The following is a 25,806-nucleotide window of genomic DNA, read 5'->3' on the forward strand; positions in this document are numbered from 1 at the left end:
CAGGACTCGGCCACGCACGATCTTCTAGGCGTGTACTGCCGTCCCCGGCGCGGTGAGTTCGCCGAACTTCAGGTCCGAGTGGATCCAGTGGCCCCGCTGTCGGATGTGGAGGAGCGACTCGTCGAGCGCATCGACGAGCCACTCGCTCCGCTCGAGCGCGAGGAGGCGTCGGGCCGGCCGATCGAAGACTCGCACCGTCCAGAGGTCGCTGTCCGCGCCGCCTCGCGTGGCGAGTCCCAACTCTCCGTCGGGCGAGTTCGTGGCCAGCAGGAAGCGGTCGAACTCGAACTCGACGCACAGGTACGAGCTCTGGCCGTGTCGGATCACCGATGTGGGTCGCTGCGTCGCGAGCGCGAGCGCACGGATCTCGTCGCGGTAGACCTCCGCAAGATTTCCCGGTTCCGTAACCGGAGATTCGATAGCTCCCCCGGACGGCATGCGCGCCGTCGTGCGGGTGCCGACCCGACGGCCACCAGGTAACGAAACGGGCACAGGATCGCTCGGATCCACGCGAGGGCGTTCTCCGACGGAAGTCATGGCGCAAGCGTAGGCGCCTTGAAGGCTGTGTCCAGCTGGGAAAACGCCGTCTGAGCTGATGGAGCCCGATGTTATCCAATTGTTATTAGCGGTTATCGAACCGTTATTCTTTTGCGTTGTCGGGGGTGCTGGACCTTTCCGCGCTCGTCTCGGCGCGTCGCGACCACCGGGGCGGCTCGGGGGTCGGCGGGCCGGGCTTGACACCATCGAACCGCCGGAGGATGGTCGAGGCCGATCCACCGACCAGTAGCCACGGGCGACCGCTGTCTCGGCCCTACGACCGAATCGAGCTGCGTTGCGTCAGCGGTTTCCTCCCCATCCGCACCTGGACGATGCCGCCGCGACCCTGGCGGTCTGCACCCGTCGGCCGGTGAGCATCGTGGCGTTCGCCGAGAGCTGGGCGGTGCGAGTGGACCTCGCCCACGAGACGTACGTGCTCGCCGTGCCCGTGGCCGTCACCGCCGCCACCGACCCCGATGCGCCGATTCGGTGGAGGGTGACCTTCCATGCCGCCTCGACGGGTGATGAAGAAGTGCTCGCACAGGCCACTCACGACTGGCTGGCCGACGCGCTGGAGTTGGCGGTGAAGGCGCTGCGGGGTACCGACTCGTGGCACACCGCCGACGCCATGCATCACGAGTACGCAGCCCCCGAACCCGAGTTGCCGTCGCGATGAGCACGCACTCCCACTGGAAAGGTGGACGAATGGAGACGACCGCACCGGGCACCCCGCGTGTCGGAGAAGTGCCGACCTTCCACGGCGTCCCGATCGACGTCCACCATGCACCCGTCCGGTCCCTGTCCTCCGGGGCCGTCTGCTCGGCCGAGGTCCAGTTGCGTGGGGTGGCAGGGTCGTCGTTCGCTGATCCCGCAGCTCTCCGCACCACGGCCCGCGCGATGGGGGAGACGACCGTCCTCGACCGTCTGGCGCTCACGGCCGTACGGGAGAACCCGGTCGATCCGACGGCCCCGACGGCGCGGCTGCTCCTGTTGGAGCTCGATCTCGCCACCGAGATCGACCCCCACGATCTGCCGGCCGGGGTTCGGCCCGTCGTCGCGGTCACCGAGGAGGCCGTCATGTCGCATCCCGCGCGGGCGCTCGAGCGCATCGCCGCGGTACGCGCGATGGGGCTGCCCGTCGCGGTCGACGACGTCGGAGAGCAGTCCCAGCCGCTGGCGCTGCTGTCGCTCGTGGAACCCGAGGTCATCTTCACCGCGGCCGATCTGATCGCCAGACCGGCGCATTCCCTCACTGCGCGAGCGGCCCACGCCATCGCGTCCTATCGGGAACGTAGCGATGCGACGGTGATCGCCCGCGGGGTCGACAGCGATCTGCACCGTCGTCGTGCGCTCGGCGTCGGTGCCCGTTACGGAACGGGTCTGTTCCTCCCCCCGGCCGCCGCGACGGATCTGTCCGACGAGGCCGTCCCGACGCCGGTTCGCCTCCCCGCGGCCCGTCCGGGGGGAGCCGGTTCGACCACCCCGTTCGGCATCGCCGCCCGCGGACGCAGGACGACCCGCAGTCTCAAGAGGTTGTTGGTGTCGATGAGCAAGATGCTCGAGATGCAGGCGGCGGCCGCGGGGCCGGAAACGATCGTGCTCGGGACCTTCCAGCACGCGGAGCACTTCACCCCGGCCTCCCGGGCACGCTGGGCGCACCTGGCACGACAGGTCGCGTACACCGGCATCTACGGCGTGGGCGTGCAGCCGTTCATGGACTCGAACGTCCACCACGCGCCGCTCGACTCCGCCGATCCCCTCGTCGACGAGTGGTCGGTGGTGGTCCTCGGCTCCCACTTCTGCTGCGTGCTGGCGGCGCGGGATCTCCACACCGGGACCGTGGACCGCGACAGGGAGTTCGAGTACGTGGTGTCGTACGACCGCGGCACGGTGACGGACAGCGCCCACGCCGTCCTCTCGCGCTTCACCACCTGACCGGTGCCGGAACCGTTCGCTCCGGTGTGCCGGCTGGTCGACGGCGCCGTCGTCGCACTCACGTGGACCGGCGCCGACCTCCCCGGCCCCGCGCCGGACCTACCGGTCCTGGCGCCCCTCGGCTTCGTCGGCGCTCCGGCCGCGGCTTCTCGCGTGACGGTGGTGACCCCGCAGTGGCTGTCCGAGGACCCCGCGGGAGTGCTCCGTCTCGTCGACGCCGCGCGCAGCGCCGGTGATCTGATCGCCGTCGGTGGCGTCGGATCCCACGCTCGCGCGGTGGGATGGCTGCCGTTGCTCCAACCCGACGTGATCGTCGTGTCGCGCGACTACTTCTCGGCGACATCCGGCGAGCCGGGACTGGCCCGGGCCCAGGCCGTCTCGGCCGCGGTCGAGCGCAGCAACGCGGTGGTGGTGGCTGAGGGGATCGACACCGAGGACGATCGCCTGCACGCGCTCACGCTAGGTGTCCACCACGGGACGGGCGCGCTCTTCGGGGCGCCGAACCGGGCGGGGGACGGCTGGGCCCACCGCGCCCGTGGCACGTTGCTCGACGGCCCCACGTGGCACATCGATCCGGAACCCGCCGCGTCGACGCCGTTCTCGATCGTCTCGCGCGGCCGGGAGTGCGTCCGCAGCTTCAAGAGTCTCCTCGTGGAGATGAGCACCGCGCTCGAGGCGCAGGCGTGCACGGCGGGCCCCGACGCCGTCGTGGTGGGAACGTTCCAGCGTGCCGCGCACTACACGGCCGCAACCGAGCGGCGGTGGGCGCAGCTGGCCGACGGTGCGGCGTCGGTCCACGCGTACGGGGAGGGATTCGAGCGGGGAGTGCGCGCCGGCGTCCTCCGGCGGCCCCTCGCCGCAGGGGACCCCGTGCTCGACGAATGGAACGTCATCGTCGTGGGTCCGCATTTCGCCTGCGCGCTGTCCGCGCTCGATCTGCACCGCGGAATCGGCGAGCCGCGAAGGGAATTCGAGTACGTCGTCTCGTACGAGCGGGACACCGTCGTCCGCGCGGCCCGCTCCGTCCTCGCGCGGGGCTGACGTCGCTCACGGCCAGAAGGAAACGTAGTCGTCGAGCCAGTCCAGCAGCGGTTGCACGTAGGGGCAGGGGCCGAGGTTCGTCTGCCGGCGGAACCGCATCTGCTCGTCACACCGGTACAGGCTCCACTGCCGGTCGGCGAACGAGTACGTGAGACGCGCGACGGGCACCCGAGCGGTCTCCTCCGGCGGCGCCGGTTGCAGTGGGGGAAGGGTCTGCACGATGGTCACGCGGTCCGGCTCGATCGCACAGTCGATGCTGACGTCGGAATCGAGCGCGGACCATCGCTCGCAGCTCCTCCGGATGCGCACGACGTCGAGGTCGGGCAGCGTCCGCGTACTCAACTGGTCCCGGTTCGGTTCGGTGACGACATGTCGATACCCACCCCCTACGCGCTCCGCATCCATACCAGCCGCGCCGGTCGAAACGTCCTCTACCGCAGGCTCACCGATCCCACCCGCGGCTTCGTCCGCCGTCGCGGCTGCAACGTCGACGCTAGTGCCACTCGTCTCCGTGTGCTCGGCACGGCAGCGATCAGATCCGGCGCATCACCGACACGACCTTGCCGAGGATCACGGCCTCGTCGCCGTCGATGACCTCGTAGGCGGGATTGCGCGGTTCGAGCCGGACGTGCCCGTCCCGGCGACGGAGCACCTTGACGGTCGCCTCACCGTCGATCATCGCGGCGACGATCTCGCCCGAGTGCGCGTCGTCCTGCCGCCGCACCACGACGGTGTCGCCGTCGCAGATCGCGGCGTCGACCATGGATTCGCCGCGGACCCGCAGCGCGAACACGGTGCCGGAACCGACCAGTTCTCGCGGCAGCGCCAGCACCTCGTCCGTGTGCTCCTCGGCCAGGATCGGAGCGCCCGCGGCGATGTCCCCGACGACCGGAACCGTCACCGAGGCGTCGGCCGCGCGGCCCGGCGCCGAGCCGGCGAGGAACGGGCGCACGTCGAGCTGGCGGGCCATGGCGTTGCCGCGGCGCAGAAAGCCCTTCTCCTCCAGGCTCTTCAGATGCTTCGACACCGACGACGCCGAACGCAGCCCCACGGCGTCCGCGATCTGGCGGGTGCTCGGCGGGCATCCGTTGGCGGCCACCCAGTCCCGGATCGTCAGCAGGATGCGCTGCTGCCGTGCGGGAAGAATCGAGGCGTCGAGGCCACCGAACATCTCGGGATCGTCGTAACCGGTCACCCGGCGAATCGTAGTGGTGCCGCCGCCCGGCCCGGAAAACGCCGAAGGGGCGGGACCGATTCCTCGGTCCCGCCCCTTCGGTGGTGGCTCAGTGCCCGCCGTCGGTCTTCAGGCGCTCGACGGCCTCCGCGATGACCTTCTCGGCCTCGGCGCGGCCGACCCAGTCGGCGCCGGTGACGTGCTTGTTCGGCTCGAGGTCCTTGTAGTGCACGAAGAAGTGCTTGATGGCGTCCAGTTCGAACTGCGCGACGTCCGCCAGATCCTGGACGTGATCCCAGCGGGGATCGCCCGCGGGCACGCAGAGGACCTTGTCGTCGCCGCCGGCCTCGTCGACCATCTTGAACATGCCGACCGGTCGGGCCTCGACGATCACGCCGGGGAACACCGACTCGGGCAGCAGCACCATCGCATCCAGCGGATCGCCGTCCTCACCGAGAGTGTTCTCGATGTAGCCGTAGTCGGCCGGGTACCCGAAGGAGGTGTAGAGGTAGCGGTCCAGCTTGACGCGACCGGTCTCGTGATCGACCTCGTACTTGTTGCGCTGGCCCTTGGGGATTTCGATGGTGACGTCGAACTCCACGTGTTGTCCTCACTGTCTGCGATTGCGACTGCCGCCGGGTAGACGGTTCGGGAAAAGGGTAGCCGGTCGGAGATACTGTGTGACGCAGGTGCCGGGCACTTCCCCGGCCCTCGCGCGAAACTGTCCGAGTGGTCCGCGGATCGGCGCGGAACGGGAATGCTGTGCGATTCGGAGGGATGTTGGCGAGCGAGGGAAAGAAGAAGATCGGCATCCTGGCCGGTCGTCGACGCCGGAACGTCCGAATGCTGCTGTCGCTCGTCGTCGTCGTTCTCGTCGTCGCCGCTGCCGGTATCGCAATCGTGTCGGTGCAGCGCGGAAGCGCGACCGCGACCGACGACGCCGTCGCGGTCCCGCAGCCGGCGCTGATCACCGCGGCGCCGCAGATCGTCCCCGTGTCCGACGACGCGCCCGCGCCCACGCCGCAGGCGCTGGCCGCGGTCCTCGCACCGGTCGTGTCGAATCCGGCGCTGGGCGCGTTCACCGGCACGGTCTCCGATGCGCGCACCGGAACCGTGCTGTGGAGCCGAAACCCCGACACCCCGATGACGCCCGCGTCCACCACGAAGATCCTCACCGCCGCCGCCGCGATGCTGGCGCTGCCCGCCGACCACCGCGTCACGACCGAGGTGGTGCAGGGCTCCCGCCCCGGGGAGATCGTGTTGCGGGGCGAGGGCGATCCGACCCTCACCGCGCAGCCGGCCGGTGCCCCCGGCTACTACCCGGGCGCGCCCCGCATCGCCGATCTGGTGGAACAGATCGGGCGTGCCGGCGTGCAGGTGGACAGCATCGTCGTCGACACCGGTGCGTACGCGGGGCCGGCGATGGCGCAGGGCTGGATGCCCGAGGACGTCGCGGCCGGATACATCGCGCCCGTCGAACCGCTGATGATCGACGGCGCGCGCCTCGACCCGGCCGCCGACGAGTCGCCGCGCTCCGCCACGCCCGCTCTCGACGCCGGCCGTGCACTGGCGAGGGCGCTGAACGTCGACCCGGCCCGGGTCGCGCCGGGCAGGGCCGAGCCGGGCGCAGCTCCCGTGGCGAGCGTGCTGTCCGCGCCGCTGCGCGACCGGCTGGGGCAGATGATGCGCCGATCCGACAACGTGCTCGCCGAGGCGATCGCCCGTGAGGTCGCCGGAGCGCGGGAGGCGGAGCGGTCCTTCGCCGGCGCGACGTCGTCGATCGCGCAGGTGCTGTCCGACGCCGGATTCGCGACCGACGGCCTGACGCTGCACGACGGCAGCGGCCTGTCCGTCGACGACCGCATCCCGGCGCGGCTGCAGGGGGACGTCCTCGCCGCGGCGGCCGGGGACTCGAAGCCGCAGCTGCGGCCCATGCTCGACGACCTGCCGGTCGCCGGCGCCACCGGCACCCTGTCCGACCGGTACGCGGCGGGCGATCGGGTGGGTGCCGGCTGGGTGCGCGCCAAGACGGGAACGCTCTCGGTGGCCAGCGCGTTGACCGGGTACGTCGTCGACGTGGACGGGCGGGTGCTGACGTTCGCGTTGATGTCCAACGATCGGCCGCCGGAGGTGAGCCGGCCCGCGCTCGACGCGGTAGCCGGGGCCCTGCGGTTGTGCGGATGCCGGTGAGCTGCGAGGAATGAGGTCGTGAGGTGACTGCGACGGAGTCGGACCGCGGATTCGGCGGTGCGGTGGACTGGGGTCTGGCCGCGCGCGCGGGTGCCCGGCTGGCTCCCGCCGGGCCCGCCACGTCCCGGTACACGGCCGGGGCCATCGTCACCGAACTCGAGAGTGCGTCCATCCGCGCCGAAGGACCCGTCCGTGACGTCACCGGCCTCGCCGACGGGCTGCCGATCCCGGCCGCGCAGGTCGTCGATCGGGCCGGGTGGATCCGGGCGGCGGCGCGGTCGATGGCGCACCTCACCGGGTCGGATGTCGATCCCGGGTCCCGCAGCCTGCTGGCCGGCAAACCCGGCGGCGTGCAGGCCGGGGCGATGCTCGCGTACCTGTCCTCGGCCATCCTCGGCCAGTACGACCCGTTCACCGGCGAGCACGGCGCGCTGCTGCTGGTGGCGCCCAACGTGCTCCAGGTCGAGCGGACGCTGCGGGTTCCGCCCGCCGACTTCCGGCTGTGGGTGTGTCTGCACGAGGTGACGCACCGCGTGCAGTTCTCGTCCGCCCCGTGGATGGGCGGTTACATGCGCGAGTCCGTGGCCACGCTCGGCGACGCCGCCGACGAGCCGATGAGCGAGTTCGTCACTCGACTGGCGTCGGCGCTGCGGGAGCGTCGCCGCGGCAGCGGTTCGGACGCGGAGCTGCCCGCCGACCAGCGCGGAATCATCGGGCTGCTCCGCGCCACCCAACCCGAGCCGCAACGGCAGGCCCTGGACCGCATGCTCGTGCTCGGCACCGTGCTCGAGGGTCACGCCGACCACGTGATGGACGCCGTCGGACCCGCGGTGGTGCCGTCCGTCGCGCGGATCCGCAAGGCCTTCGACGCGCGCCGGCACCGCCGCAGCAATCCCGTGCAGCGCCTCGTGCGCGCGCTGCTCGGCATGGACGCCAAGATGGCGCAGTACGTGCGCGGCAAGCGCTTCGTCGACACGGTCGTCGGCAGGGTCGGCATGGACCGGTTCAACACCGTCTGGACCGGGCCCGAGACGCTGCCCACCCTCGACGAGATCGACGATCCCCCAGCCTGGATCGCCCGGGTCCTCGGGTGACGCGCCTGCCCGAGGCGCCGGCGATCCTCGAGGTGCGGCATGCCGTACGCGCGTGGCTGGCCCGGTACGAACCGGCCGGGGCGGTGGTGGTGGCGTTGTCGGGTGGCGCCGATTCGCTGGCCCTCGTGGCCGCCGCGGTCGCGGAGGCGCCCGCGGTGCGCGCCCTCGTCGTCGACCACCGACTGCAGGACGGCTCGGGTGCGGTCGCCGCGAGCGCGGCCGCGCGCGCCCGGGAACTCGGATGCGCACGCGCCGACGTCGTCGCGGTCGAGGTGAACGGTCCCGGTGGGCTCGAGGCCGCCGCGCGTGCCGCCCGGTACGCCGCCCTCGACGCCGGCCGCGACGGCCGTCCCGTGCTGCTCGGGCACACGCTCGACGACCAGGCCGAGACCGTGCTGCTGGGACTGGCGCGCGGTTCGGGCGGTCGTTCGATCCGCGGCATGGCCGACTACGACGCGCCGTGGGGACGTCCGCTGCTGGGAGTGCGGCGCGAGACCACCCGCCGCGCATGCTGTGAGCTGGGGCTGGAACCGTACGAGGACCCCCACAACGCCGACCCCGGCTTCACCCGGGTCCGGCTCCGCACCGAGGTGCTCCCGCTGCTCGAGGACGTCCTGGGCGGCGGGGCGGCCGCGGCGCTGGCGCGGACCGCGCAGCAGTTGCGCGAGGACGGTGAGGTGCTCGACACGCTCGCGTGCCGGACGCTGGCGTCGGCGCGGGACGGTGACGACCTCGTCGTCGACCGGCTGCTCGAGACGCACGTCTCGGTGCGCCGCCGCGTGCTGCGGACGTGGCTGCTGGGCCGTGGCGCGAAAGCACTGACGGACAAGCAGTTACGGGCCGTGGACGACCTGATCGGCCGCTGGCGCGGGCAGGGCGGGGTGGCCGTCGGCGGCGGCCGACCGGGAGTCAGGTTGGTTGCATCCAGGCGGCGTGGCAGGCTGTCGGCGGGGTTCGTGAACGACTGAAGGGAATGCTCCGTGTACGAGGGCGACATCGCATCGGTACTGATCTCCGAGGAGCAGATCAAGGAGCGCACGGCCGAACTGGCCGCCGCGATCGCCGAGCGGTATCCGGTCGGGGCGCCGGAGGGCGACCTGCTGCTGGTGGGCGTCCTCAAGGGCGCGATCTTCTTCATGACCGACTTCGCGCGGGCGCTCCCCATCCCCACCCAGATGGAGTTCATGGCCGTCAGCTCGTACGGGTCGTCGACGTCGTCGTCCGGTGTCGTGCGCATCCTCAAGGATCTCGACAAGGACATCGCCGGCCGGCACGTGCTCATCGTCGAGGACATCATCGACTCGGGCCTGACCCTGTCGTGGCTGATGCGCAACCTCAAGACCCGTAACCCGGCGTCGCTCGAGGTGGTCACGCTGCTGCGCAAGCCCGAGGCGTGCAAGGTCGACGTCGACGTCGCGCACGTCGGTTTCGACATCCCCAACGAGTTCGTCGTCGGCTACGGCCTCGACTACGCCGAGCGCTATCGCGACCTGCCCTACATCGGCACGCTCGAGCCCAAGGTGTACGGCGGATAGCTCGCCCGGCAGCCCCGGCGGGTGACCGCCCCGGCGGGGCACTCGATATGTGACCTCGCCGGGCTGCATACTCGGCGGGTGCGAGATTCGCTGATCGAGGAATTCACCGCCGTGTCCATCGCCGCACGGGTGCGCGCCGGCGTGCTGTCGCCCCGCGACGCGGTCGACGACGCCCTGCAGCGCATCGAGCGCCGGGACCCCGGGATCCGGGCGTTCGTGCGTGTTCTGGCCGAGCGCGCCCGCGGTGAGGCCGACGCTCTCGCGCGGCGACCGGATCTCGGCGAGTTGCCGCTGGCCGGCGTCCCGGTCGCGATCAAGGACAACGTGTCGGTGCAGGGCGAGCCCATGCGCGACGGTTCCCGTGCCACGGATCCGGCGCCCGCCGCCGCCGACCATCCCACCGTGGCCCGGTTGCGGGCCGCCGGGGCGATCCCGATCGGGCTCACCGCCGTCCCGGAACTGTGCGTGTGGGGGTCGGTCGACTCGCCCGGCGTCGTCACTCGTAACCCGTGGAACCCGGACCGGGTGCCCGGCGGCTCGTCGGGCGGGTCCGCCGCGGCCGTCGCCGCCGGGATGGTGCCGATCGCGCTCGCCGCAGACGGGATGGGTTCGATCCGGATCCCGTCGGCCGCCTGCGGGGTGTTCGGGATCAAGCCCGGCCGCGGTGTCGTGCCGTCCCGGCTGGGAGCGCACTCGTGGTTCGGGTTGGCGGAGAACGGTCCGATCGCCTCGACGGTCGAGGATGCCGCGCTGATGCTGTCGGTGTTGGCGGACGAGCCGGGACTCGCCCGGATTCCGGAGGCGCCGCGGTTGCGCGTCGGGGTGGCGGTCGGCCCGCCGTCGCCGATCGTGTCGGTCGACCGGGAATGGGCCTCGGGCGTGGACCGCACGGCGCAGGTGCTCGCGAAGGCCGGACACCGGACGACTTCGATCCGGGTGCCGTACCCGCCCAACATGACGGCCGCCCTGGTGCGCTGGATGGCCGGCACCGCGGACGATGCCGCCGGCCTGGACCCCGCGCTGCTGCAGCCGCGGACCCGCAGGCACGTCGCGGTCGGGCGGACACTCGCTCGCGCCGGGCTGGTCCGTCCGGCGCAGGTGCGGCGGCTCGAGCAGCGGATGTCGGACGCCCTGGCGGCCTACGACGTGGTGTTGACGCCGGCCCTCGCCCGGCCCCCGATCGCGGCGGTCACCTGGAGTGAGAGGTCGTGGCTGTCGAATCTTGTCGCAAATGTACGATATGCCCCGTTCAGCGCGATGTGGAACGTCCTCGGCTGGCCCGCTGCGAGCGTGCCGGTGGGGATGCACTCCACGTCCCGGACACCCGTGGCGGTGCAGATCGTGGCGCCGCCCGGAGGTGAACGGACCGTCCTCGCGGTCGCTGCCGAACTCGAACGCCGACGGGGCTGGCAACGCCACGCCCCCGTGTGAGTTGCGGCACGAAGTGGGGCCGGCAACCCGATTCCGGGGTGGCCCGGGAACCTCCGCGGGGTCGGCGTGCGTTGGAGAAGATGACGTCACCTCTCGGGGAGACCCGGCGGGGTGGCTGGCTGCTACCAGGCATCGAGCACCATCGTTCGCGGTAACCTGAGATGTCCGGACAGCCGGAACGTCCGCTTGTCCCGAGGGGCCGGGAACCGTAACGGGTTCCGCACCCGCCGGACTCGACGCCGTACCAGCACGAGCGTAGCCCGCACTATCGAAAGGACCGGCCGCGGTGGCCGAACCTGTATGAACCGCAAGACTGTGTTCCGCAACCTGGCGATCGTCGCCGGCGTCCTGTTGGTGATCTACGCCTTCAGTTACTTCGGCAACGACACGCGCGGGTTCAAGTCGGTCGACACCTCGGTCGCGATCTCCCAGCTCGACGCCAAGAACGTCGAGAAGGCGCAGATCGACGACCGCGAACAGCAGGTGCGCCTGTGGCTCGAGGACGGCAACGACGCGACGGGTGGCAAGACCGAGATCATCGCGAAGTACCCGGACGCGGCGTCCGAGCAGATCTTCGACAAGGTGGCGGCGTCCGGCGCGGAGAAGTTCAACACGAGCGTGACGCAGGAGAGCTGGCTCACGTCCATCCTGCTGTTCGTGCTGCCGATGATCATCCTGCTCGGCATCTTCTTCTTCGTGATGAACCGCATGCAGGGCGGCGGCCGCGGCGGCATGATGGGCTTCGGCAAGTCCAAGGCCAAGCAGCTGTCCAAGGACATGCCGCAGACGACGTTCGCCGACGTCGCGGGCGCGGACGAGGCGGTCGAGGAACTCTACGAGATCAAGGACTTCCTGCAGAACCCCGCGCGCTACCAGGCACTCGGCGCCAAGATCCCCAAGGGTGTGCTGCTGTACGGTCCGCCCGGCACCGGCAAGACGCTCCTCGCGCGCGCCGTCGCGGGCGAGGCGGGGGTCCCGTTCTTCACGATCTCCGGTTCGGACTTCGTCGAGATGTTCGTCGGTGTCGGCGCCTCGCGCGTGCGCGACCTGTTCGAGCAGGCCAAGCAGAACAGCCCCTGCATCATCTTCGTCGACGAGATCGACGCGGTCGGTCGTCAGCGCGGCGCCGGCCTGGGCGGCGGCCACGACGAGCGCGAGCAGACCCTCAACCAGTTGCTCGTCGAGATGGACGGCTTCGGTGATCGCACCGGAATCATCCTGATCGCGGCCACCAACCGGCCCGACATCCTCGACCCGGCGCTGCTGCGCCCCGGCCGCTTCGACCGGCAGATCCCGGTCGGCAACCCCGACCTCGCGGGTCGGCGCGCGATCCTCAAGGTGCACTCGCAGGGCAAGCCGCTCGATCCGGGCGCCGATCTCGACGGCCTGGCCAAGCGCACCGTCGGCATGTCCGGCGCCGACCTGGCCAACGTCATCAACGAGGCCGCGCTGCTCACCGCGCGCGAGAACGGCACCGTCATCACCGAGGCGTCGCTCGAGGAGTCCGTCGACCGCGTGATCGGCGGTCCGCGCCGCAAGAGCCGGATCATCTCCGAGCACGAGAAGAAGATCACCGCGTACCACGAGGGCGGTCACACGCTCGCGGCGTGGGCGATGCCCGACATCGAGCCCATCTACAAGGTCACGATCCTGGCGCGCGGCCGTACCGGCGGACACGCCATGACGGTCCCGGAGGACGACAAGGGCCTCATGACTCGGTCCGAGATGATCGCGCGTCTGGTGATGGCGATGGGCGGCCGCGCCGCCGAGGAGCTCGTGTTCCACGAGCCCACCACGGGCGCGTCGTCGGACATCGATCAGGCCACCAAGATCGCCCGGGCGATGGTGACCGAGTACGGCATGAGCGCCAAGCTCGGTGCGGTCCGCTACGGCCAGGAGCAGGGCGACCCGTTCCTGGGCCGCTCGATGGGCGTGAACTCCGACTACTCGCACGAGGTCGCCCGCGAGATCGACGAGGAGGTCCGCAACCTCATCGAGGCCGCGCACACCGAGGCGTGGTCGATCCTCGACGAGTACCGCGACGTGCTCGACGAGCTGGCGCGTCAGCTGCTCGAGCGCGAGACGCTGACCCGCAAGGACCTCGAGGAGATCTTCACCTCCGTCGAGAAGCGCCCGCGGATCACGGCCTTCAACGTCTTCGGTGATCGCACGCCGTCCGACAAGCCGCCGATCAAGACTCCTCGGGAGCTCGCGATCGAGCGTGGAGAGACGTGGCCGCCGACGCCGGAACCCGCGCCGGAGCCGCAGCCCAGCTTCGCGCCGAGCCGGACCGCGCCGCCGGCCAACGGCCACCCGGCGCCGGAGCCGACGCCGACGTGGGGACAGCCGGTGCCGCCCGCACCCCAGTCGCCCGCCCCGCCGGCGCGCGGCACGCAGCCCGACTACGGCGCTCCCGCCGGCTGGTCGGCGCCCGGCTGGCCGCCGCGCGAGTCTCCCGAGCGGCGTCCGGACGACCGGGGCCAAGGCGCCTGGCAGCAGTACCCGCAGTGGGAACCGCCGCAGCCCCCGCAGGCCCCCGAGGGTGGTTCCGGTCGGCGAACTCCCGAAAACGGGACCGGCCGGTCCGACGGGGATACGCCCACGCAGGTCTGGGAGGGGCCTAGCGGCCCGCAGCACTAGGCCCGCAACTACGCTTAGCCCTGGCTCACCCGGTGTGAGCCAGGGCATCAGCCCCTATCCGGGAGGTACGGTCGGTTGTCGGTGAATCAGTTGGGGAGTGAGTCGGTCGCGCTCATGACGGGGAGACCGTTCGATCAGGCGCGCGCCGAGGCAGCCGTGCGTGAGTTGCTGATCGCAGTCGGTGAGGATCCCGACCGCCCAGGCCTGCTCGACACCCCGGCTCGGGTGGCGCGCGCGTACCGCGAGGTGTTCGCCGGCCTGTACACCGAGCCGGACGACGTCCTCAACACGACGTTCGACGAGGGCCATCAGGAGCTCGTCCTCGTTCGCGACATCCCGATGTACTCGACGTGCGAGCATCACCTGGTCTCGTTCCACGGTGTCGCGCACGTCGGTTACATCCCCGGTCCCACCGGCCGGGTCACCGGCCTGTCGAAGCTGGCCCGGCTCGTCGACCTGTATGCCAAGCGACCGCAGGTGCAGGAGCGGCTCACCAGTCAGGTCGCCGATGCGATGGTTCGCAAGCTCGATCCGAACGGTGTGATCGTGGTGATGGAGGCCGAGCACCTGTGCATGGCCATGCGGGGCATCCGCAAGCCGGGGGCCAGCACCACGACGTCGGCGGTGCGGGGACTGTTCCAGACGAACTCCGCGTCCCGCGCCGAGGCCCTGGATCTGATTCTCCGCAAGTGATCGCCTTACCGAACCCCGGGCGCCCCATCGTGATGGGCGTACTGAACGTGACCACCGATTCGTTCTCCGACGGAGGACGGTTCCTCGATCGGGACGCCGCGGTGGAACACGGCCGGTACCTGAAGCGGATCGGGGTCGACGTCGTCGACGTCGGTGGTGAGTCCACCCGCCCCGGTGCCGTTCGCGTCGATCCCGACGTCGAGGCGGCGCGGGTCGCTCCGGTCATCGCCGCGCTCGCGGCGGAGGGGGTCACCGTCAGCGTCGACACCATGCGCGCCTCCGTCGCGCAGGCCGCGATCGAGGCGGGGGCGTCCATCGTCAACGACGTCTCGGGTGGGCGCGCCGACTCCGACATGGCCCGGGTGGTCGCCGACGCGCGGGTGCCGTGGATTCTCATGCACTGGCGTCCGGCGGGCGCGTTCGTGCACGCGGGCGGATCCACGCACTACGACGACGTGGTCCGCGACGTGAGCGACGAACTCATGGTCCAGGTGGACGCGGCGATCGCGGCCGGTGTGGATCCCGGTGCGCTCGTCCTCGATCCGGGGCTCGGCTTCGTCAAGGCACCCGACCACAACTGGCAGCTGCTGCAGCGGCTTCCCGAACTGGTGGAACTGGGCTTCCCCGTGCTCGTGGGCGCGTCGCGCAAGCGGTTCCTCGGATCGCTGCTCGCGGATGCGGACGGGACCGTCCGCCCGCCGGCCGGCCGCGAAATCGCGACCGCGGTGATCTCGGCGCTCGCCGCGACCCACGGCGCGTGGGGCGTCCGGGTCCACGACGCCCAGGCCTCGCTGGACGCGATCGCCGTCGCGGGTGCCTGGTCACGAGGCAGCGAGAATCCGGTCCGGGAGGTGGCAGGTGAGTGAGCCCAGCGCGGTTCCGGGTGACCGGATCGAGTTGCGGGGACTGCAGGTCCGCGGCAATCACGGCGTGTTCGACCACGAGAAGCGCGACGGGCAGGACTTCTTCGTCGACGTGACACTGTGGATGGATCTGGCGGTGGCCGCCGCGTCGGACGACCTCCGCGACACGTTCGATTACGGCGAGCTCGCGCAGCGCGCCGCCGCGATCGTCGGGGGACCGGCGCGCGACCTCATCGAAACCGTCGCCGCCGAGATCGCCGACGACGTCATGCGCGACGCTCGCGTGCACCGTGTCGAGGTGGTGCTGCACAAGCCGTCCGCGCCGATTCCTCTGACCTTCGCCGACGTCGCGGTGGTAGCGGTTCGTTCGCGGGCCGGAGTCGCCGGGTGACGCGCGCGGTCCTGTCCGTCGGCTCGAACATCGGAGACAGCCTCGCGCACCTGCAGGGTGTCGTCGACGGCCTGCGCGACTGGATCGTCGCGGTGTCTGCGGTGTACGCGACCGCCCCGTGGGGCGGCGTCGAACAGCAGGACTTCCTCAACGCGACGCTCGTCGTCGAGGACCCCGAGGCGGATTGCCGGGAGTGGTTGCGCCGCGGCCAACAGCTCGAGTCCGCCGCCGAACGGGTGCGCGAGCAGCGGTGGGGTCCGCGCACTCTGGACGTCGACGTCGTCACGTGCGACGACATCCGCAGTGACGACCCCGAGCTGACGCTGCCGCACCCACGCGCGCACGAGAGGGCCTTCGTGTTGGTGCCGTGGCTCGACGTCGCCCCCGATGCGACGCTCGATGTCGCGGGCCGCACCGAACGCGTCGACGCGCTGCTCGCCCGACTGGACGCGGCCGAACGGGCCGGGGTGCGCCGGACGGACCTGCGACTGGAACTACGGTAACTGTGATGAAGCCGACCCGGATCTGGGATGTGTTGTCGCTGGCACTGCTGGCGGCGGTCGTGACCTGGTTGCTGGTTCGTGTCTCGTACGGTTCCCTGCCGCCCATCCCGGTGTACGCCGGGGCGTCGCTGTACCCGGTGGCGCTCATCGAGATCGTGCTGGCGTTCGTGGTTCGCGCGCGGATCCGCGAGCACGCCATCGGTCCGGGTCCGCGGCAGCTGCACCCGATCACCGCAGCCCGGGCGGCGGCCCTCGCGAAGGCGTCGGCGCTGGTCGGCGCGGCGAGCGCCGGCGTGTGGGCGGGGTTTCTCGTCTACCTGTGGCCGCAGCGGTCGCAGCTGCGGGCGGCGGTGTCCGACAGTCCCGGCGCGATCGTGGGTCTGGTCGCCGCGGTGCTGTTGGTGGCGGCGGCCCTGTGGCTCGAACACTGCTGTCGAACTCCCGACGAACCGCCGGACCAACCCGCCCACTGACCAGGACGATCCGGCACGCCGGATTGTGCCCTCCGTTGTGTCTGAATTGGGTTCTCGGCTCGGGCCGCTACCCTGATCTGCATGACGGTTCCGGGTCGCGCCAAGACAGTACGCCGCAACCGGCGCAGTGCGAGCCAGATGATCGTTGCCGGGCTCGTGGTGCTGTCGGTCGCCGCGTCGTTGTTCATGATCTTCAGCGAGAGCGTGCAGCTGCTGCGGGTGGGGCTGGTGATCGCACTGTGGGCGGCGACGCTCGGCGCCATCGCGATGACGAAGTACCGCCGCGAGTCCGCCCTCGACAAGGCGAAGGTCCGCGACCTGCAGAAGGTCTACGAGCTCCAGCTCGAGCGCGAGATCACCGCTCGCCGCGAGTACGAACTCGGTGTCGAGGCGCGGGTGCGCGGTGAACTCGGCGCCGAGGCCGAGACCATCCAGGCGCTGCGCGACGAACTCGCGGCGCTGCGCCGCAGCCTCGAGGTGCTCTTCGACGGCCGCCTGCCCGAGGATCGGGTGGCGCTGCGCGCCGAGTCGACCCGAGTGCAGGAACTCGCCGGCGGCTACCAGCCCGCGGCGTCCGGCCTCTTCGTCCCGGGCGCGCAGGCGCAGCCGCAGCAGCAGCCGGCGCCACGCAGCCCCGGCTTCGCGGCACCCTACGACGACCCGGTCACCGCCGAGACGACCGTGATTCCGCCGATCGACGTCGAGACGCTCGACGAGACCGCGTCCGAAACCGCCGCGTCCGACGCCCCCGCACAGGACGTGCCGGCCACGAAGGCCGGCGCCGCCGAGCCCGAGACGTCGGAGCCCGAGGCTCCCGAGCCCCCCGAGCCCGAGACGTCGGAGCCCGAAACTCCCGAGACCCCGAGCTCGGATACCGAAACCGCCGACGACGAGACCTCGGATGCTCCGGCCGCCGAGGCCGACGGCGACACCGACGACACGGCCCGGACGCCTCGGCGCTCGCGCCGTTTGGCCGAGGACGCCGACGGCGCGCACTCGAGCGGCCTGTCCGTCGCCGAGATCTTGGCGAACCTCGAGTCCGCGAACACCGGAGACGCTGCACCGAGACGACGGCGTCGCGCCGAGTAGACCGTTCGCGCTAGCCCCGGCTCGGTCGGGGTGAGCTGTAGATCACGTCGAGCGCCCGTGGCGGCAGCTCTCCGCGCGGCGCTATCCTCTCCGCAGGACGTCTGGTACCCGCCGAGCGGGACTGGAACGAACGAGAGGACGACAGTGACCTCCTTTGGGATCACTAACGGTCCCGCGCCTGCACGATTGACGGTCGGTGTCGTCTCGGCGGGACGCGTGGGGACAGCGATCGGTGCCGCGCTCGAGCGGGTCGGTCATCTCGTCGTCGCCTGTTCCGCGGTCTCCGATGCCTCGATCCATCGTGCCGAGACGCGCCTTCCCGACACCGAGATCCTCCCGGTCCCCGACGTGGCCGCTCGCGCCGAGCTTCTCGTGCTGGCGGTACCCGACGACCAGCTCGCGGGCCTGATCAACGGGCTCGCCGCCACCGGCGCCGTCCGTCCGGGCACGATCGTCGTCCACACGTCCGGCGCCAACGGCATCGGGATCCTGGCGCCGCTCACCGAGCAGGGCATCGTTCCGCTCGCCATCCACCCGGCGATGACCTTCACCGGGCACGCCGAGGACACCGCCCGCCTGTCGGACGCGTGTTTCGGCATCACCGCGGCCGACGACATCGGGTACGCGATCGGTCAGTCTCTCGTCCTCGAGATCGGCGGGGAACCCGTCCGGGTCCGGGAGGACGTCCGGGCGCTCTACCACGCTGCGCTCGCGCACGGCAGCAATCATCTCGTCACGCTCGTCGTCGACGCGGTCGACGCGCTGCGGGTGGCACTCGAGGGTCAGGAACTGCTGGGGCAGGAACTCGTCGGCGACGAGCCCAACGGACTTCCGGAGCGGGTGCTGCGGCCCCTGCTGTCGGCGGCCCTCGACAATGCCCTGCGTCGCGGCCAGTCGGCGCTCACCGGGCCGGTCGCCCGGGGCGACGCCGCCGCGGTCGCGAAGCATCTCGAGGTGCTGACGGACGTCGACCCGCAACTGGCGGCGGGATATCGAGCACTGTCGCTGCGGACCGCGCAGCGGACGGGGTCGAAACCGGAACTGATGGAAGTACTCCAGGATCGTGCGATCGGGAATGAGTAGGGAATGGGCACTGTGACCGAAGCTTCTGCGCTGCAGGGCGGATACAAGCGCGGCGAACTGACCGTGCACCACGACCCCGCGATCCTCACGCGGGTGTCGAAGGCGCTGCGCGGAGTGGGCCGCCAGGTCGCGCTGGTCCCGACGATGGGCGCCCTGCACGCCGGCCACCTGGAGCTGGTCCGGCAGGCGAAGCTGACCGGCGCGGTCGTGATCGTGTCGATCTTCGTCAACCCGCTGCAGTTCGGCGCGGGCGAGGATCTCGACGCCTACCCGCGCACGCTCGACGCGGACCTGGAACTGCTCCGCGAGGCCGGTGTCGAGCTGGTGTTCGCGCCGACCGCGTCCGCGATGTACCCGGACGGCCCGCGCACCACGGTGCAGCCCGGTCCGCTCGGCGCGGAACTCGAGGGCGGCAGCCGGCCCACGCACTTCGCGGGCATGCTCACGGTCGTCGCGAAGCTGCTGCAGATCGCCGCGCCCAACGCCGCGTTCTTCGGCGAGAAGGACTACCAGCAGCTGGCGTTGATCCGGCAGATGGTGCGCGACCTCAACTTCGACGTGCGGATCGTCGGCGTGCCCACGGTGCGCGAGCAGGACGGCCTGGCGTTGTCGTCGCGCAACCGCTATCTCGACAGCGAGCAGCGGCAGCTGGCGACGGCGCTCTCGGCGGCACTGGTCGCCGGGGCGCATGCCGCCGCCGGTGGCGCCGAGGCGATCCTGGCGACCGCTCGCGACGTGCTCGCCGCCGTCCCCGGCGTCGAGGTCGACTACCTCGAGGTCCGCGGCGTCGATCTGGGGCCGGCACCCGAGCGTGGTGACGGCCGGCTGCTGGTCGCGGCCCGGATCGGCACGACCCGATTGATCGACAACGTCGGTGTCGCGGTCGGCACCGGATTCCTCGAACGTGACACCCAGCCGGGCGACCCGGCCGTGGCCGACATCTACTGACCTCAGCTCCACTGCACACCGAAGGGCCGAACATGCTGCGCACCATGATGAAGTCGAAGATCCACCGCGCCACCGTCACGCACGCGGACCTGCACTACGTGGGTTCGGTGACCGTCGACCAGGATCTGATGGAGGCGGCCGACCTGCTCGAGGGCGAGCAGGTCACGATCGTCGACATCGACAACGGCGCACGTCTCGAAACGTACGTGATCACCGGCGAGCGCGGCTCGGGTGTCATCGGGATCAACGGTGCGGCAGCGCATCTGGTGAACCCGGGCGATCTCGTCATCCTCATCGCCTACGGCGTGATGAACGAGCAGGAGATCCGCGAGTACGCGCCGCGGGTGGTGTTCGTCGACGGCGACAACAAGCCGGTGGAGCTCGGTTCGGATCCGGCGCACGCGCCCGAGGGTTCCGGTCTGATCACGCCGCGGATGCTCTCCAGCCTGGTGTAGACCGGTGCTCCTCACCGTCGACGTCCGGAACACCAACATCGTTCTGGGACTGTTCACCGGCACCGGTTCGCACTCGAAGCTGGTGCAGGACTGGCGCATGCGCACCGACCCGCGGATGACCGCCGACGAGTTGGCGCTCAAGTTCCGGGGCCTGCTCGGTACGCACGTCGAGCAGATCACCGGGGTCTCGGCGTTGTCGACGGTGCCGTCGGTGTTGCGGGAGATCCGCATCATGTTGGGCCGTTACTGGGATCACGTACCCCATGTCGTGGTGGAGCCCGGTGTGCGCACCGGGGTGCCGCTGCTGGTGGACAATCCCAAGGAGGTCGGTGCCGACCGGATCGTCAACAGTCTTGCGGCGCACCACTTCTACGACAGTGCATGTATCGTCGTCGATTTCGGTACGTCCACGTGTGTCGACGTGGTGTCGGCGAAGGGGGAGTTCCTCGGCGGAGCCATCGCGCCGGGGCTCGAGATCTCGACCGACGCCCTCGCGTCGCAGTCCGCAGCGCTGCGCAAGGTCGAGCTCATCCGTCCGCGCTCGGTGGTCGGCAAGAACACCGTCGAGTGCATGCAGTCCGGTGCGGTATTCGGGTTCGCGGGGCTGGTCGACGGACTGGTCAGTCGGGTGCGCCGGGAACTGTCGGCGTTCGGTGGGTCCGGAGTCGCGGTGATCGCGACCGGCGACAGCGCGCCGCTGATCATGCCCGAGTGTGCGACGGTCGAGCACCACGAGCCGGATCTCACGCTCGAAGGTCTGCGTCTGGTGTACGAGCGAAACCTGGCGCGTCGCAGCGCACGTCGCACCGAGATCTGACTCGCCGCCGGGCGCCGTCCGCGCGGCGCGGGGTTTCCTCGGCGCGGATGTTGTGTCACACTGTTCGACGTGTTCCGTTGCATGAGTGCCCAGGAGTGTTGTCGAGGCTGACCGCTGCCTCGATCAATTTCACTTTTCTGGAGCTCTACTCATGCTTTCTGCATATTCTCTCGACGTCCGTGCGTCCGTTTCCGCCGACAGCTCGCTTCCCACGCGCCTGCGGCCCGCCGACCTGCTGCGTATCACCGATCAGCGCGCCTCCGACGTCCTCGACGGCCGGTACGACCACCTGCTGCCGTCGGCCTTCCCGACCCGCGACCGCTGGTCCACGCGTCTGTACGCGGACGACGACGTCGACGTCTGGTTGATCAGCTGGGTCCCGGACCGGTCCACCGAATTACACGACCACGCAGGATCTTTGGGTGCGCTGACCGTCCTCAGTGGCAACCTCGCCGAATACCGCTGGAGTGGTGGGGAACTGCGCCGCCGCACGCTCGAGGCGGGCGATCAGGCCGCCTTCCCGCTCGGGTGGGTGCACGACGTCATGCGCGCTCCCGGACCCGCCACCGGCGCCACCGAACCCACGTTGAGTGTGCACGCGTACTCGCCGCCGCTCGCCGCCATGTCGTTCTACGAGGTCACCGATCACGGGGCGCTGCGCCGCACCCGTACCGAGCTGACCGATCTGCCCGAAGGGGGCCTCCAGTGACCATCGACCAGATGCTCGCCGACGCTCGTTCCCAGCTCGACCGCATGTACGTCTTCGAACTGGTCGAGGCGCACCGCCGCGGCGCGATCTTCGTGGACATCCGCCCGCAGGCGCAGCGCGCGCTCGAGGGCACGTTGCCCGGCGCGCTGGCGATCGAGCGGAACGTGCTCGAGTGGCGGCTCGACCCCACCAGCAGCGCGCACCTGGCCCTGGCCGTCGACCACGACGTCGAGTGGGTGATCGTGTGCTCCGAGGGGTACACGTCGAGCCTGGCGGCGGCGTCGCTGCGGCAACTCGGCCTGCACAGGGCCACCGACCTCGTGGGTGGGTACAAGGCGATCAAGGCTGCCGGTCTCCTCGGCGCGCTGATGGGGGAGCGGCACTGCACCCGCGAGCTCGCGACGGTGTCCGCGCACTGACCGTCCGCTGGGCGGGAGCCCTGCCGCGGGTACTAGCCGGGGGTGGGGGCGCGGGGGTCGTCGACCGAATGCAGGTCGAGGGTGCCCTCGGGTTCGGACCAGTTGCCGGCGCTGCGGAGCGCGGCGACGGCGTCGTCGAACGCGTCCACGAGCCACTGGGCGCGGGATTCGTGGATGGGGGTGATTTCGTCGGGCAGATCGAAGAAGCGGACCATCCACCATGCGACGACGTCGGGGTCGTCGCTGAGACCGGCCTCGGTGTTGGTGGCCAGCAGGTATCGGCCGAAGGCGAACTCGACGCGGATGGCGTAGTCGTCGCCGTGGTTCACGACGTTGGTGGGGCGGTGCGTGGCGGCGGCCAGCGTGGCCAGAGCATCGGCGTATCGCTCGGTGTGCTCTCGTTTGCGGGGCATTGTGCTCGTCTCGTGTCAGCGACCGCGAAGGCGACACAGGCGCGCCGACACCGCGGCAGCGCGTGTGTTCGGCTGTGACCCGACCCTACAGCGTCGCGGGAGTGCGGCGAAGCTGCAGGCCGACGCTGGGGTCAGGAGACGGGATCGAGACGAAGACGGCCGGTGAGTGCGGCGTTCTGCTCGCGCAGTTCCCGGTTCTCTTGTTCGAGGAGCAGGATCTGCTTGATTCCCGTGAGGTTCACGCCCGCTTCGACCAGCTCGGTGACCCGCGCCAGGATCTCGAGGTCGGCGTGGCTGTAGCGGCGGGTGCCGCCGGAGGTGCGCCCGGGGGTGATCAGGCCGCGCTGCTCGTAGAGCCGCAACGTCTGCGGCCCGATCCCCGTCAGCTCCGCCGTCACCGAGATACCGAACACGCCGCGGGAACGATCCGCCGTGTCCGTGCGCCGTGGCTCGGCTAAGTCCATGCACGGGAAAGTACCACCACCGTCTCCGGATATCCGGGCTGGAGTTCACTTCGCGCGAGGGTTCGGTCGCGGTGCGGCCGGGTATCCGGACCGGAGCCGTGCCGGGCTCGCCACCCGCGGTGGCGCCGGCACCCGGCGGTTGCCGCTATTCACGAACTGCAGGAGGGGCCTGTGATGACCGAGCCCGATCGAGCCGGCGGAGATCTCGACGTCGTCGACATCCTCACCACTGACCATCAGGAGATGCTGGAACTGCTCGGCCGCATCGAGCACACGGCCGACGGCGACCGGCGCCGAGAGCTGGCAGACACCGTCACCGCCGAGGTGATGCGCCACGCGGTCGCGGAGGAGATGTACGTCTACCCGGTTCTCGAACATCGTGTTCCCGAGGGCGCCGCGGAAGTGGAGCGGGACAAAGCGGAACACGAAGAGATCGTCGAGGTGATGAAGGAGATGGAGGGGATCGCCGCTTCCGAGCCGACGTTCATGGAACTGGTCCGACGGCTCGACACGCTCCTGCGCCGGCACGCAGGCAGCGAGGAGTTGGAACAGTTTCCGAGCCTCCGGTCACACCTTCCCCCGAGCGAGTTGGTCGAGATCGGCCGGCAGGTGGAGACGGCGAAGAAGATTGCGCCGACCCGCCCGCACCCGTCGGCCCCGCACTCCGAGCTCTTCCACAAGAGCATCGGCGCCGGCATCGGCATGGTGGACCGCCTTCGCGACAAGCTCACCGGACGGTCCACCGGCTGACCGCGCCCCGTCCCGGGTGGCCGCCCCGCCACCGGCGACTCGCTCCGCAGACGGCGCCATATAGTCTTGTACCCCGTGAGTGAAGCACCCGCCCAGGACGTAGACGACACCCCCGAGCAGCTCCGGATTCGCCGCGAGAAGCGGGAGCGTCTGCTCGCTCAGGGGCAGGAGCCCTACCCGGTCGCGGTGCCGCGCACGCACAGTCTCGCGGAGATCCGCGCGCAGTACCCCGACCTGGAACCCGATGCGAGTACCGGACAGGTCGTGGGTGTGGCCGGCCGGGTGATCTTCGTCCGCAACACCGGGAAGCTGTGCTTTGCGACGCTGCAGGAGGGTGACGGCACGCAGCTGCAGGCGATGCTGAGCCTGGCGAACGTCGGCGAGGACGCCCTGGCGGCGTGGAAGTCGGATGTCGACCTCGGTGACTTCGTGTTCGTGCACGGTGAAGTGATCAGCTCCCGTCGCGGTGAACTCAGCGTCATGGCCGACTCGTGGCAGATGGCAGCCAAGTCGCTGCGCCCGCTGCCGGTCGCGCACAAGGAAATGAGCGAGGAGTCCCGCGTGCGGCAGCGCTACGCGGACCTCATCGTCCGGCCGGAGGCGCGGGACATGGCGCGCAAGCGCGTCGCCGTCGTGCGGGAGCTGCGCAACGCGCTCGAGCGCCGCGGATTCCTCGAGGTGGAGACGCCCATGCTGCAGACGCTGCACGGCGGCGCGGCGGCACGCCCGTTCGTCACGCACTCGAACGCTCTCGACATCGACCTGTACCTGCGTATCGCCCCGGAGTTGTTCCTCAAGCGCTGCGTCGTCGGTGGCATCGAGAAGGTGTTCGAGATCAACCGCAATTTCCGCAACGAGGGTGTCGACTCGACGCACTCCCCGGAATTCGCAATGCTCGAGACCTACGAGGCGTACGGGACCTACGACGATTCCGCGACGATGATCCGCGAGCTCGTCCAGGAAGTGGCGCAGGGTGCGTTCGGCTCGCAGGTGGTGACCCTCGCGGACGGCACCGAGTACGACTTCGGCGGCGAGTGGAAGACGATGGAGATGTACCCGTCGTTGTCCGAGGCCATCGGTGTCGAGGTCACGCCGCAGACGTCGGTCGAGGAGCTGCTCGCACTGGCCGTCAAGGTAGGCCTGGAGGTCCCCAAGGACAAGGGCTACGGCCACGGCAAGCTGGTCGAGGAGCTGTGGGAGCACCAGTGCGGTGACCAGCTGTACGCGCCCACGTTCGTGCGCAACTTCCCGGTCGAGACGTCGCCGTTGACCCGCCAGCACCGCAGCATCGACGGCGTCACGGAGAAGTGGGATCTGTACGTTCGCGGATTCGAACTCGCGACGGGCTATTCCGAGTTGGTCGATCCGATCATTCAGCGCGAGCGTTTCGTGGATCAGGCTCGTCTCGCGTCGGCAGGCGACGACGAGGCAATGGTTCTCGACGAGGAGTTCCTGGCGGCGATGGAGCAGGGCATGCCCCCGACCACGGGAACCGGTATGGGAATCGACCGGCTGCTCATGGCACTCACCGGATTGGGAATCAGGGAAACCATCTTGTTCCCAATTGTCCGACCGTCTGCGCGCTGACCGGGACTTTTATTTCCCCGGTAATGCCGAGTCATCATTTCCGATGATTCGGGGGTACGATTGCTTTCGACTTACCGGCTGAGGTGCATCGCGCCGCGGCAACGACGCGTCATTCGGAAGGAATCGACCCCATGGCAAAGAAGGTCACTGTAACGCTCATCGACGACGTGGATCAGGATGCCACCGCCGATGAAACAGTCGAGTTCGGCGTCGACGGGGTTCTGTACGAGATCGATCTGTCTTCCGAGAATGCGGCGAAGTTGCGCGAGCAGCTCGATGTGTGGGTTTCGCACGCCCGTAAGGTGACGAACCGTCGGCGGAGCGGAAAGACCAGCACGCCCGCGTCGGGGTCCTCGGCGCGTGCGTCCGTCGACCGTGAGCAGAGTGCAGCGATTCGAGAATGGGCGCGCCGCAATGGTTTCACGGTGTCCTCGCGTGGTCGGATCTCGGCGGAAATCACCGAGGCGTACAACAAGGCGCACTGATCACGGCGTGAACACGCCTCGTCTGCGTTCGGCGCGGTGAAAAGTGCGGCGATGCCGTCCGAGTGTGCAACCCGGCGGTGACGGTTC

Annotated in this window: 30 protein-coding genes; 24 read left to right on the top strand and 6 right to left on the bottom strand. The window is 70.2% G+C overall.

Annotation, left to right across the window (positions count from 1 at the left end; all coding sequences use genetic code 11):
* Nucleotides 1–24: 24 nt before the first annotated feature.
* Complete coding sequence (locus tag E7742_RS21460) at nt 25–537, bottom strand: hypothetical protein (protein WP_254699104.1); 513 nt, start codon at nt 535–537, stop codon at nt 25–27.
* A gap of 370 nt (nt 538–907) precedes the next feature.
* On the opposite strand from E7742_RS21460, the gene E7742_RS21465 reads away from it, so the two are divergent.
* Genes E7742_RS21465 through E7742_RS21475 form a run of 3 tightly spaced genes read left to right on the top strand, consistent with a single transcriptional unit; the run spans nt 908 to nt 3,513 of the window.
* Nucleotides 908–1,213 (top strand): hypothetical protein, encoded by a 306-nt coding sequence (locus E7742_RS21465; RefSeq protein WP_137800781.1) that lies wholly within the window; start codon nt 908–910, stop codon nt 1,211–1,213.
* Between the two features lie 29 nt (nt 1,214–1,242).
* Entirely contained in the window at nt 1,243–2,472 is a 1,230-nt protein-coding gene (locus tag E7742_RS21470; RefSeq protein ID WP_137800782.1) for an EAL domain-containing protein, read from the top strand.
* Nucleotides 2,473–2,475: 3 nt separating this feature from the next.
* Complete coding sequence (locus E7742_RS21475; RefSeq protein ID WP_137800783.1) at nt 2,476–3,513, top strand: DICT sensory domain-containing protein; 1,038 nt, start codon at nt 2,476–2,478, stop codon at nt 3,511–3,513.
* 6 nt (nt 3,514–3,519) lie between these two features.
* Here the strand turns inward: E7742_RS21475 and E7742_RS21480 are convergent, their stop codons facing one another.
* The 3 genes from E7742_RS21480 to E7742_RS21490 all read right to left on the bottom strand — a co-directional run bounded on the left by E7742_RS21480 (nt 3,520) and on the right by E7742_RS21490 (nt 5,288).
* Complete coding sequence (locus tag E7742_RS21480; RefSeq protein ID WP_175420554.1) at nt 3,520–3,855, bottom strand: DUF3024 domain-containing protein; 336 nt, start codon at nt 3,853–3,855, stop codon at nt 3,520–3,522.
* A 190-nt stretch (nt 3,856–4,045) separates the two neighbouring features.
* Nucleotides 4,046–4,708: a transcriptional repressor LexA gene (gene lexA / locus E7742_RS21485; RefSeq protein ID WP_137800785.1), complete on the bottom strand. Its 663-nt coding sequence runs from the start codon at nt 4,706–4,708 to the stop codon at nt 4,046–4,048.
* An 88-nt stretch (nt 4,709–4,796) separates the two neighbouring features.
* Nucleotides 4,797–5,288: an inorganic diphosphatase gene (locus E7742_RS21490; protein WP_137800786.1), complete on the bottom strand. Its 492-nt coding sequence runs from the start codon at nt 5,286–5,288 to the stop codon at nt 4,797–4,799.
* A gap of 179 nt (nt 5,289–5,467) precedes the next feature.
* Here E7742_RS21490 and dacB point away from each other — a divergent pair, with 179 nt between their 5' ends.
* The 18 genes from dacB (at nt 5,468) to E7742_RS21580 (ending at nt 22,020) form a co-directional block, all read left to right on the top strand.
* The gene (dacB, locus tag E7742_RS21495) at nt 5,468–6,877 is read left to right on the top strand and encodes a D-alanyl-D-alanine carboxypeptidase/D-alanyl-D-alanine endopeptidase (RefSeq protein WP_441346871.1); all 1,410 of its coding nucleotides are present in this window, start codon (nt 5,468–5,470) and stop codon (nt 6,875–6,877) included.
* Between the two features lie 23 nt (nt 6,878–6,900).
* Nucleotides 6,901–7,971 (top strand): zinc-dependent metalloprotease, encoded by a 1,071-nt coding sequence (locus E7742_RS21500; RefSeq protein WP_137800788.1) that lies wholly within the window; start codon nt 6,901–6,903, stop codon nt 7,969–7,971.
* Entirely contained in the window at nt 7,968–8,939 is a 972-nt protein-coding gene (gene tilS / locus E7742_RS21505) for a tRNA lysidine(34) synthetase TilS (RefSeq protein WP_137800789.1), read from the top strand. The genes E7742_RS21500 and tilS overlap by 4 nt, the downstream gene beginning before the upstream one ends.
* 12 nt (nt 8,940–8,951) lie before the next feature.
* On the top strand, nt 8,952–9,506 hold the full coding sequence (gene hpt / locus E7742_RS21510) for a hypoxanthine phosphoribosyltransferase (protein ID WP_137800790.1): 555 nt from the start codon (nt 8,952–8,954) through the stop codon (nt 9,504–9,506).
* A gap of 78 nt (nt 9,507–9,584) precedes the next feature.
* Nucleotides 9,585–10,937, top strand: coding sequence for an amidase (locus E7742_RS21515; RefSeq protein ID WP_137800791.1), 1,353 nt, complete (start codon nt 9,585–9,587; stop codon nt 10,935–10,937).
* A 300-nt stretch (nt 10,938–11,237) separates the two neighbouring features.
* Nucleotides 11,238–13,577: an ATP-dependent zinc metalloprotease FtsH gene (gene ftsH, locus E7742_RS21520; RefSeq protein WP_137800792.1), complete on the top strand. Its 2,340-nt coding sequence runs from the start codon at nt 11,238–11,240 to the stop codon at nt 13,575–13,577.
* 75 nt (nt 13,578–13,652) lie between these two features.
* Nucleotides 13,653–14,270, top strand: coding sequence for a GTP cyclohydrolase I FolE (folE, locus tag E7742_RS21525; RefSeq protein ID WP_137800793.1), 618 nt, complete (start codon nt 13,653–13,655; stop codon nt 14,268–14,270).
* A 32-nt stretch (nt 14,271–14,302) separates the two neighbouring features.
* Nucleotides 14,303–15,136 (top strand): dihydropteroate synthase, encoded by an 834-nt coding sequence (gene folP / locus E7742_RS21530; protein ID WP_137801349.1) that lies wholly within the window; start codon nt 14,303–14,305, stop codon nt 15,134–15,136.
* Entirely contained in the window at nt 15,129–15,524 is a 396-nt protein-coding gene (gene folB / locus E7742_RS21535; RefSeq protein ID WP_137800794.1) for a dihydroneopterin aldolase, read from the top strand. The genes folP and folB overlap by 8 nt, the downstream gene beginning before the upstream one ends.
* On the top strand, nt 15,521–16,027 hold the full coding sequence (folK, locus tag E7742_RS21540; RefSeq protein WP_137800795.1) for a 2-amino-4-hydroxy-6-hydroxymethyldihydropteridine diphosphokinase: 507 nt from the start codon (nt 15,521–15,523) through the stop codon (nt 16,025–16,027). Before folB ends, folK begins: the two co-directional genes overlap by 4 nt.
* 5 nt (nt 16,028–16,032) lie before the next feature.
* On the top strand, nt 16,033–16,500 hold the full coding sequence (locus E7742_RS21545; protein WP_137800796.1) for a DUF3180 domain-containing protein: 468 nt from the start codon (nt 16,033–16,035) through the stop codon (nt 16,498–16,500).
* 81 nt (nt 16,501–16,581) lie between these two features.
* Nucleotides 16,582–17,589, top strand: a complete 1,008-nt coding sequence (locus E7742_RS21550; RefSeq protein WP_137800797.1) for a DUF6779 domain-containing protein — start codon at nt 16,582–16,584, stop codon at nt 17,587–17,589.
* Nucleotides 17,590–17,733: 144 nt separating this feature from the next.
* Nucleotides 17,734–18,672 (top strand): Rossmann-like and DUF2520 domain-containing protein, encoded by a 939-nt coding sequence (locus E7742_RS21555; RefSeq protein ID WP_137800798.1) that lies wholly within the window; start codon nt 17,734–17,736, stop codon nt 18,670–18,672.
* Nucleotides 18,673–18,675: 3 nt separating this feature from the next.
* Nucleotides 18,676–19,620, top strand: coding sequence for a pantoate--beta-alanine ligase (gene panC, locus E7742_RS21560; protein WP_137800799.1), 945 nt, complete (start codon nt 18,676–18,678; stop codon nt 19,618–19,620).
* A 32-nt stretch (nt 19,621–19,652) separates the two neighbouring features.
* Complete coding sequence (panD, locus tag E7742_RS21565; RefSeq protein WP_107984728.1) at nt 19,653–20,075, top strand: aspartate 1-decarboxylase; 423 nt, start codon at nt 19,653–19,655, stop codon at nt 20,073–20,075.
* 4 nt (nt 20,076–20,079) lie between these two features.
* The gene (locus E7742_RS21570; RefSeq protein ID WP_137800800.1) at nt 20,080–20,892 is read left to right on the top strand and encodes a type III pantothenate kinase; all 813 of its coding nucleotides are present in this window, start codon (nt 20,080–20,082) and stop codon (nt 20,890–20,892) included.
* Between the two features lie 151 nt (nt 20,893–21,043).
* The gene (locus tag E7742_RS21575) at nt 21,044–21,601 is read left to right on the top strand and encodes a cysteine dioxygenase (protein WP_137800801.1); all 558 of its coding nucleotides are present in this window, start codon (nt 21,044–21,046) and stop codon (nt 21,599–21,601) included.
* A complete protein-coding gene (locus E7742_RS21580) occupies nt 21,598–22,020 on the top strand; it encodes a rhodanese-like domain-containing protein (RefSeq protein WP_137800802.1) in 423 nt (140 codons plus the stop codon). Before E7742_RS21575 ends, E7742_RS21580 begins: the two co-directional genes overlap by 4 nt.
* A gap of 32 nt (nt 22,021–22,052) precedes the next feature.
* On the opposite strand, the gene E7742_RS21585 is transcribed toward E7742_RS21580, so the two are convergent.
* Together E7742_RS21585 and E7742_RS21590 are read right to left on the bottom strand one after the other, a co-directional pair.
* Nucleotides 22,053–22,433, bottom strand: a complete 381-nt coding sequence (locus E7742_RS21585) for a hypothetical protein (RefSeq protein ID WP_137800803.1) — start codon at nt 22,431–22,433, stop codon at nt 22,053–22,055.
* Nucleotides 22,434–22,564: 131 nt separating this feature from the next.
* Nucleotides 22,565–22,897: a MerR family transcriptional regulator gene (locus E7742_RS21590; RefSeq protein ID WP_137800804.1), complete on the bottom strand. Its 333-nt coding sequence runs from the start codon at nt 22,895–22,897 to the stop codon at nt 22,565–22,567.
* Between the two features lie 174 nt (nt 22,898–23,071).
* Between E7742_RS21590 and E7742_RS21595 the strand changes: the two genes are divergently transcribed.
* The 3 genes from E7742_RS21595 (at nt 23,072) to E7742_RS21605 (ending at nt 25,719) form a co-directional block, all read left to right on the top strand.
* Complete coding sequence (locus tag E7742_RS21595) at nt 23,072–23,647, top strand: hemerythrin domain-containing protein (protein WP_137800805.1); 576 nt, start codon at nt 23,072–23,074, stop codon at nt 23,645–23,647.
* A gap of 75 nt (nt 23,648–23,722) precedes the next feature.
* The gene (gene lysS, locus E7742_RS21600) at nt 23,723–25,234 is read left to right on the top strand and encodes a lysine--tRNA ligase (protein WP_137800806.1); all 1,512 of its coding nucleotides are present in this window, start codon (nt 23,723–23,725) and stop codon (nt 25,232–25,234) included.
* 131 nt (nt 25,235–25,365) lie between these two features.
* Nucleotides 25,366–25,719, top strand: a complete 354-nt coding sequence (locus tag E7742_RS21605) for a histone-like nucleoid-structuring protein Lsr2 (protein WP_137800807.1) — start codon at nt 25,366–25,368, stop codon at nt 25,717–25,719.
* Nucleotides 25,720–25,806 lie beyond the last annotated feature (87 nt).

It is taken from the genome of Rhodococcus sp. SGAir0479, assembly GCF_005484805.1.
GTDB lineage: Bacteria > Actinomycetota > Actinomycetes > Mycobacteriales > Mycobacteriaceae > Prescottella.

Bases quoted from the DNA above. Each gene is read 5' to 3' on its own strand.
- E7742_RS21550 (WP_137800797.1), top strand. From the start codon at position 16,582: ATGACGGTTCCGGGTCGCGCCAAGACAGTACGCCGCAACCGGCGCAGT.
- panD (WP_107984728.1), top strand. From the start codon at position 19,653: ATGCTGCGCACCATGATGAAGTCGAAGATCCACCGCGCCACCGTCACG.
- E7742_RS21460 (WP_254699104.1), bottom strand. From the start codon at position 537: ATGACTTCCGTCGGAGAACGCCCTCGCGTGGATCCGAGCGATCCTGTG.
- panC (WP_137800799.1), top strand. From the start codon at position 18,676: ATGGGCACTGTGACCGAAGCTTCTGCGCTGCAGGGCGGATACAAGCGC.
- E7742_RS21595 (WP_137800805.1), top strand. From the start codon at position 23,072: ATGACCGAGCCCGATCGAGCCGGCGGAGATCTCGACGTCGTCGACATC.
- ftsH (WP_137800792.1), top strand. From the start codon at position 11,238: ATGAACCGCAAGACTGTGTTCCGCAACCTGGCGATCGTCGCCGGCGTC.
- E7742_RS21585 (WP_137800803.1), bottom strand. From the start codon at position 22,433: ATGCCCCGCAAACGAGAGCACACCGAGCGATACGCCGATGCTCTGGCC.
- folP (WP_137801349.1), top strand. From the start codon at position 14,303: ATGGGCGTACTGAACGTGACCACCGATTCGTTCTCCGACGGAGGACGG.
- E7742_RS21470 (WP_137800782.1), top strand. From the start codon at position 1,243: ATGGAGACGACCGCACCGGGCACCCCGCGTGTCGGAGAAGTGCCGACC.
- E7742_RS21605 (WP_137800807.1), top strand. From the start codon at position 25,366: ATGGCAAAGAAGGTCACTGTAACGCTCATCGACGACGTGGATCAGGAT.
- E7742_RS21545 (WP_137800796.1), top strand. From the start codon at position 16,033: ATGAAGCCGACCCGGATCTGGGATGTGTTGTCGCTGGCACTGCTGGCG.
- E7742_RS21575 (WP_137800801.1), top strand. From the start codon at position 21,044: ATGCTTTCTGCATATTCTCTCGACGTCCGTGCGTCCGTTTCCGCCGAC.
- E7742_RS21590 (WP_137800804.1), bottom strand. From the start codon at position 22,897: ATGGACTTAGCCGAGCCACGGCGCACGGACACGGCGGATCGTTCCCGC.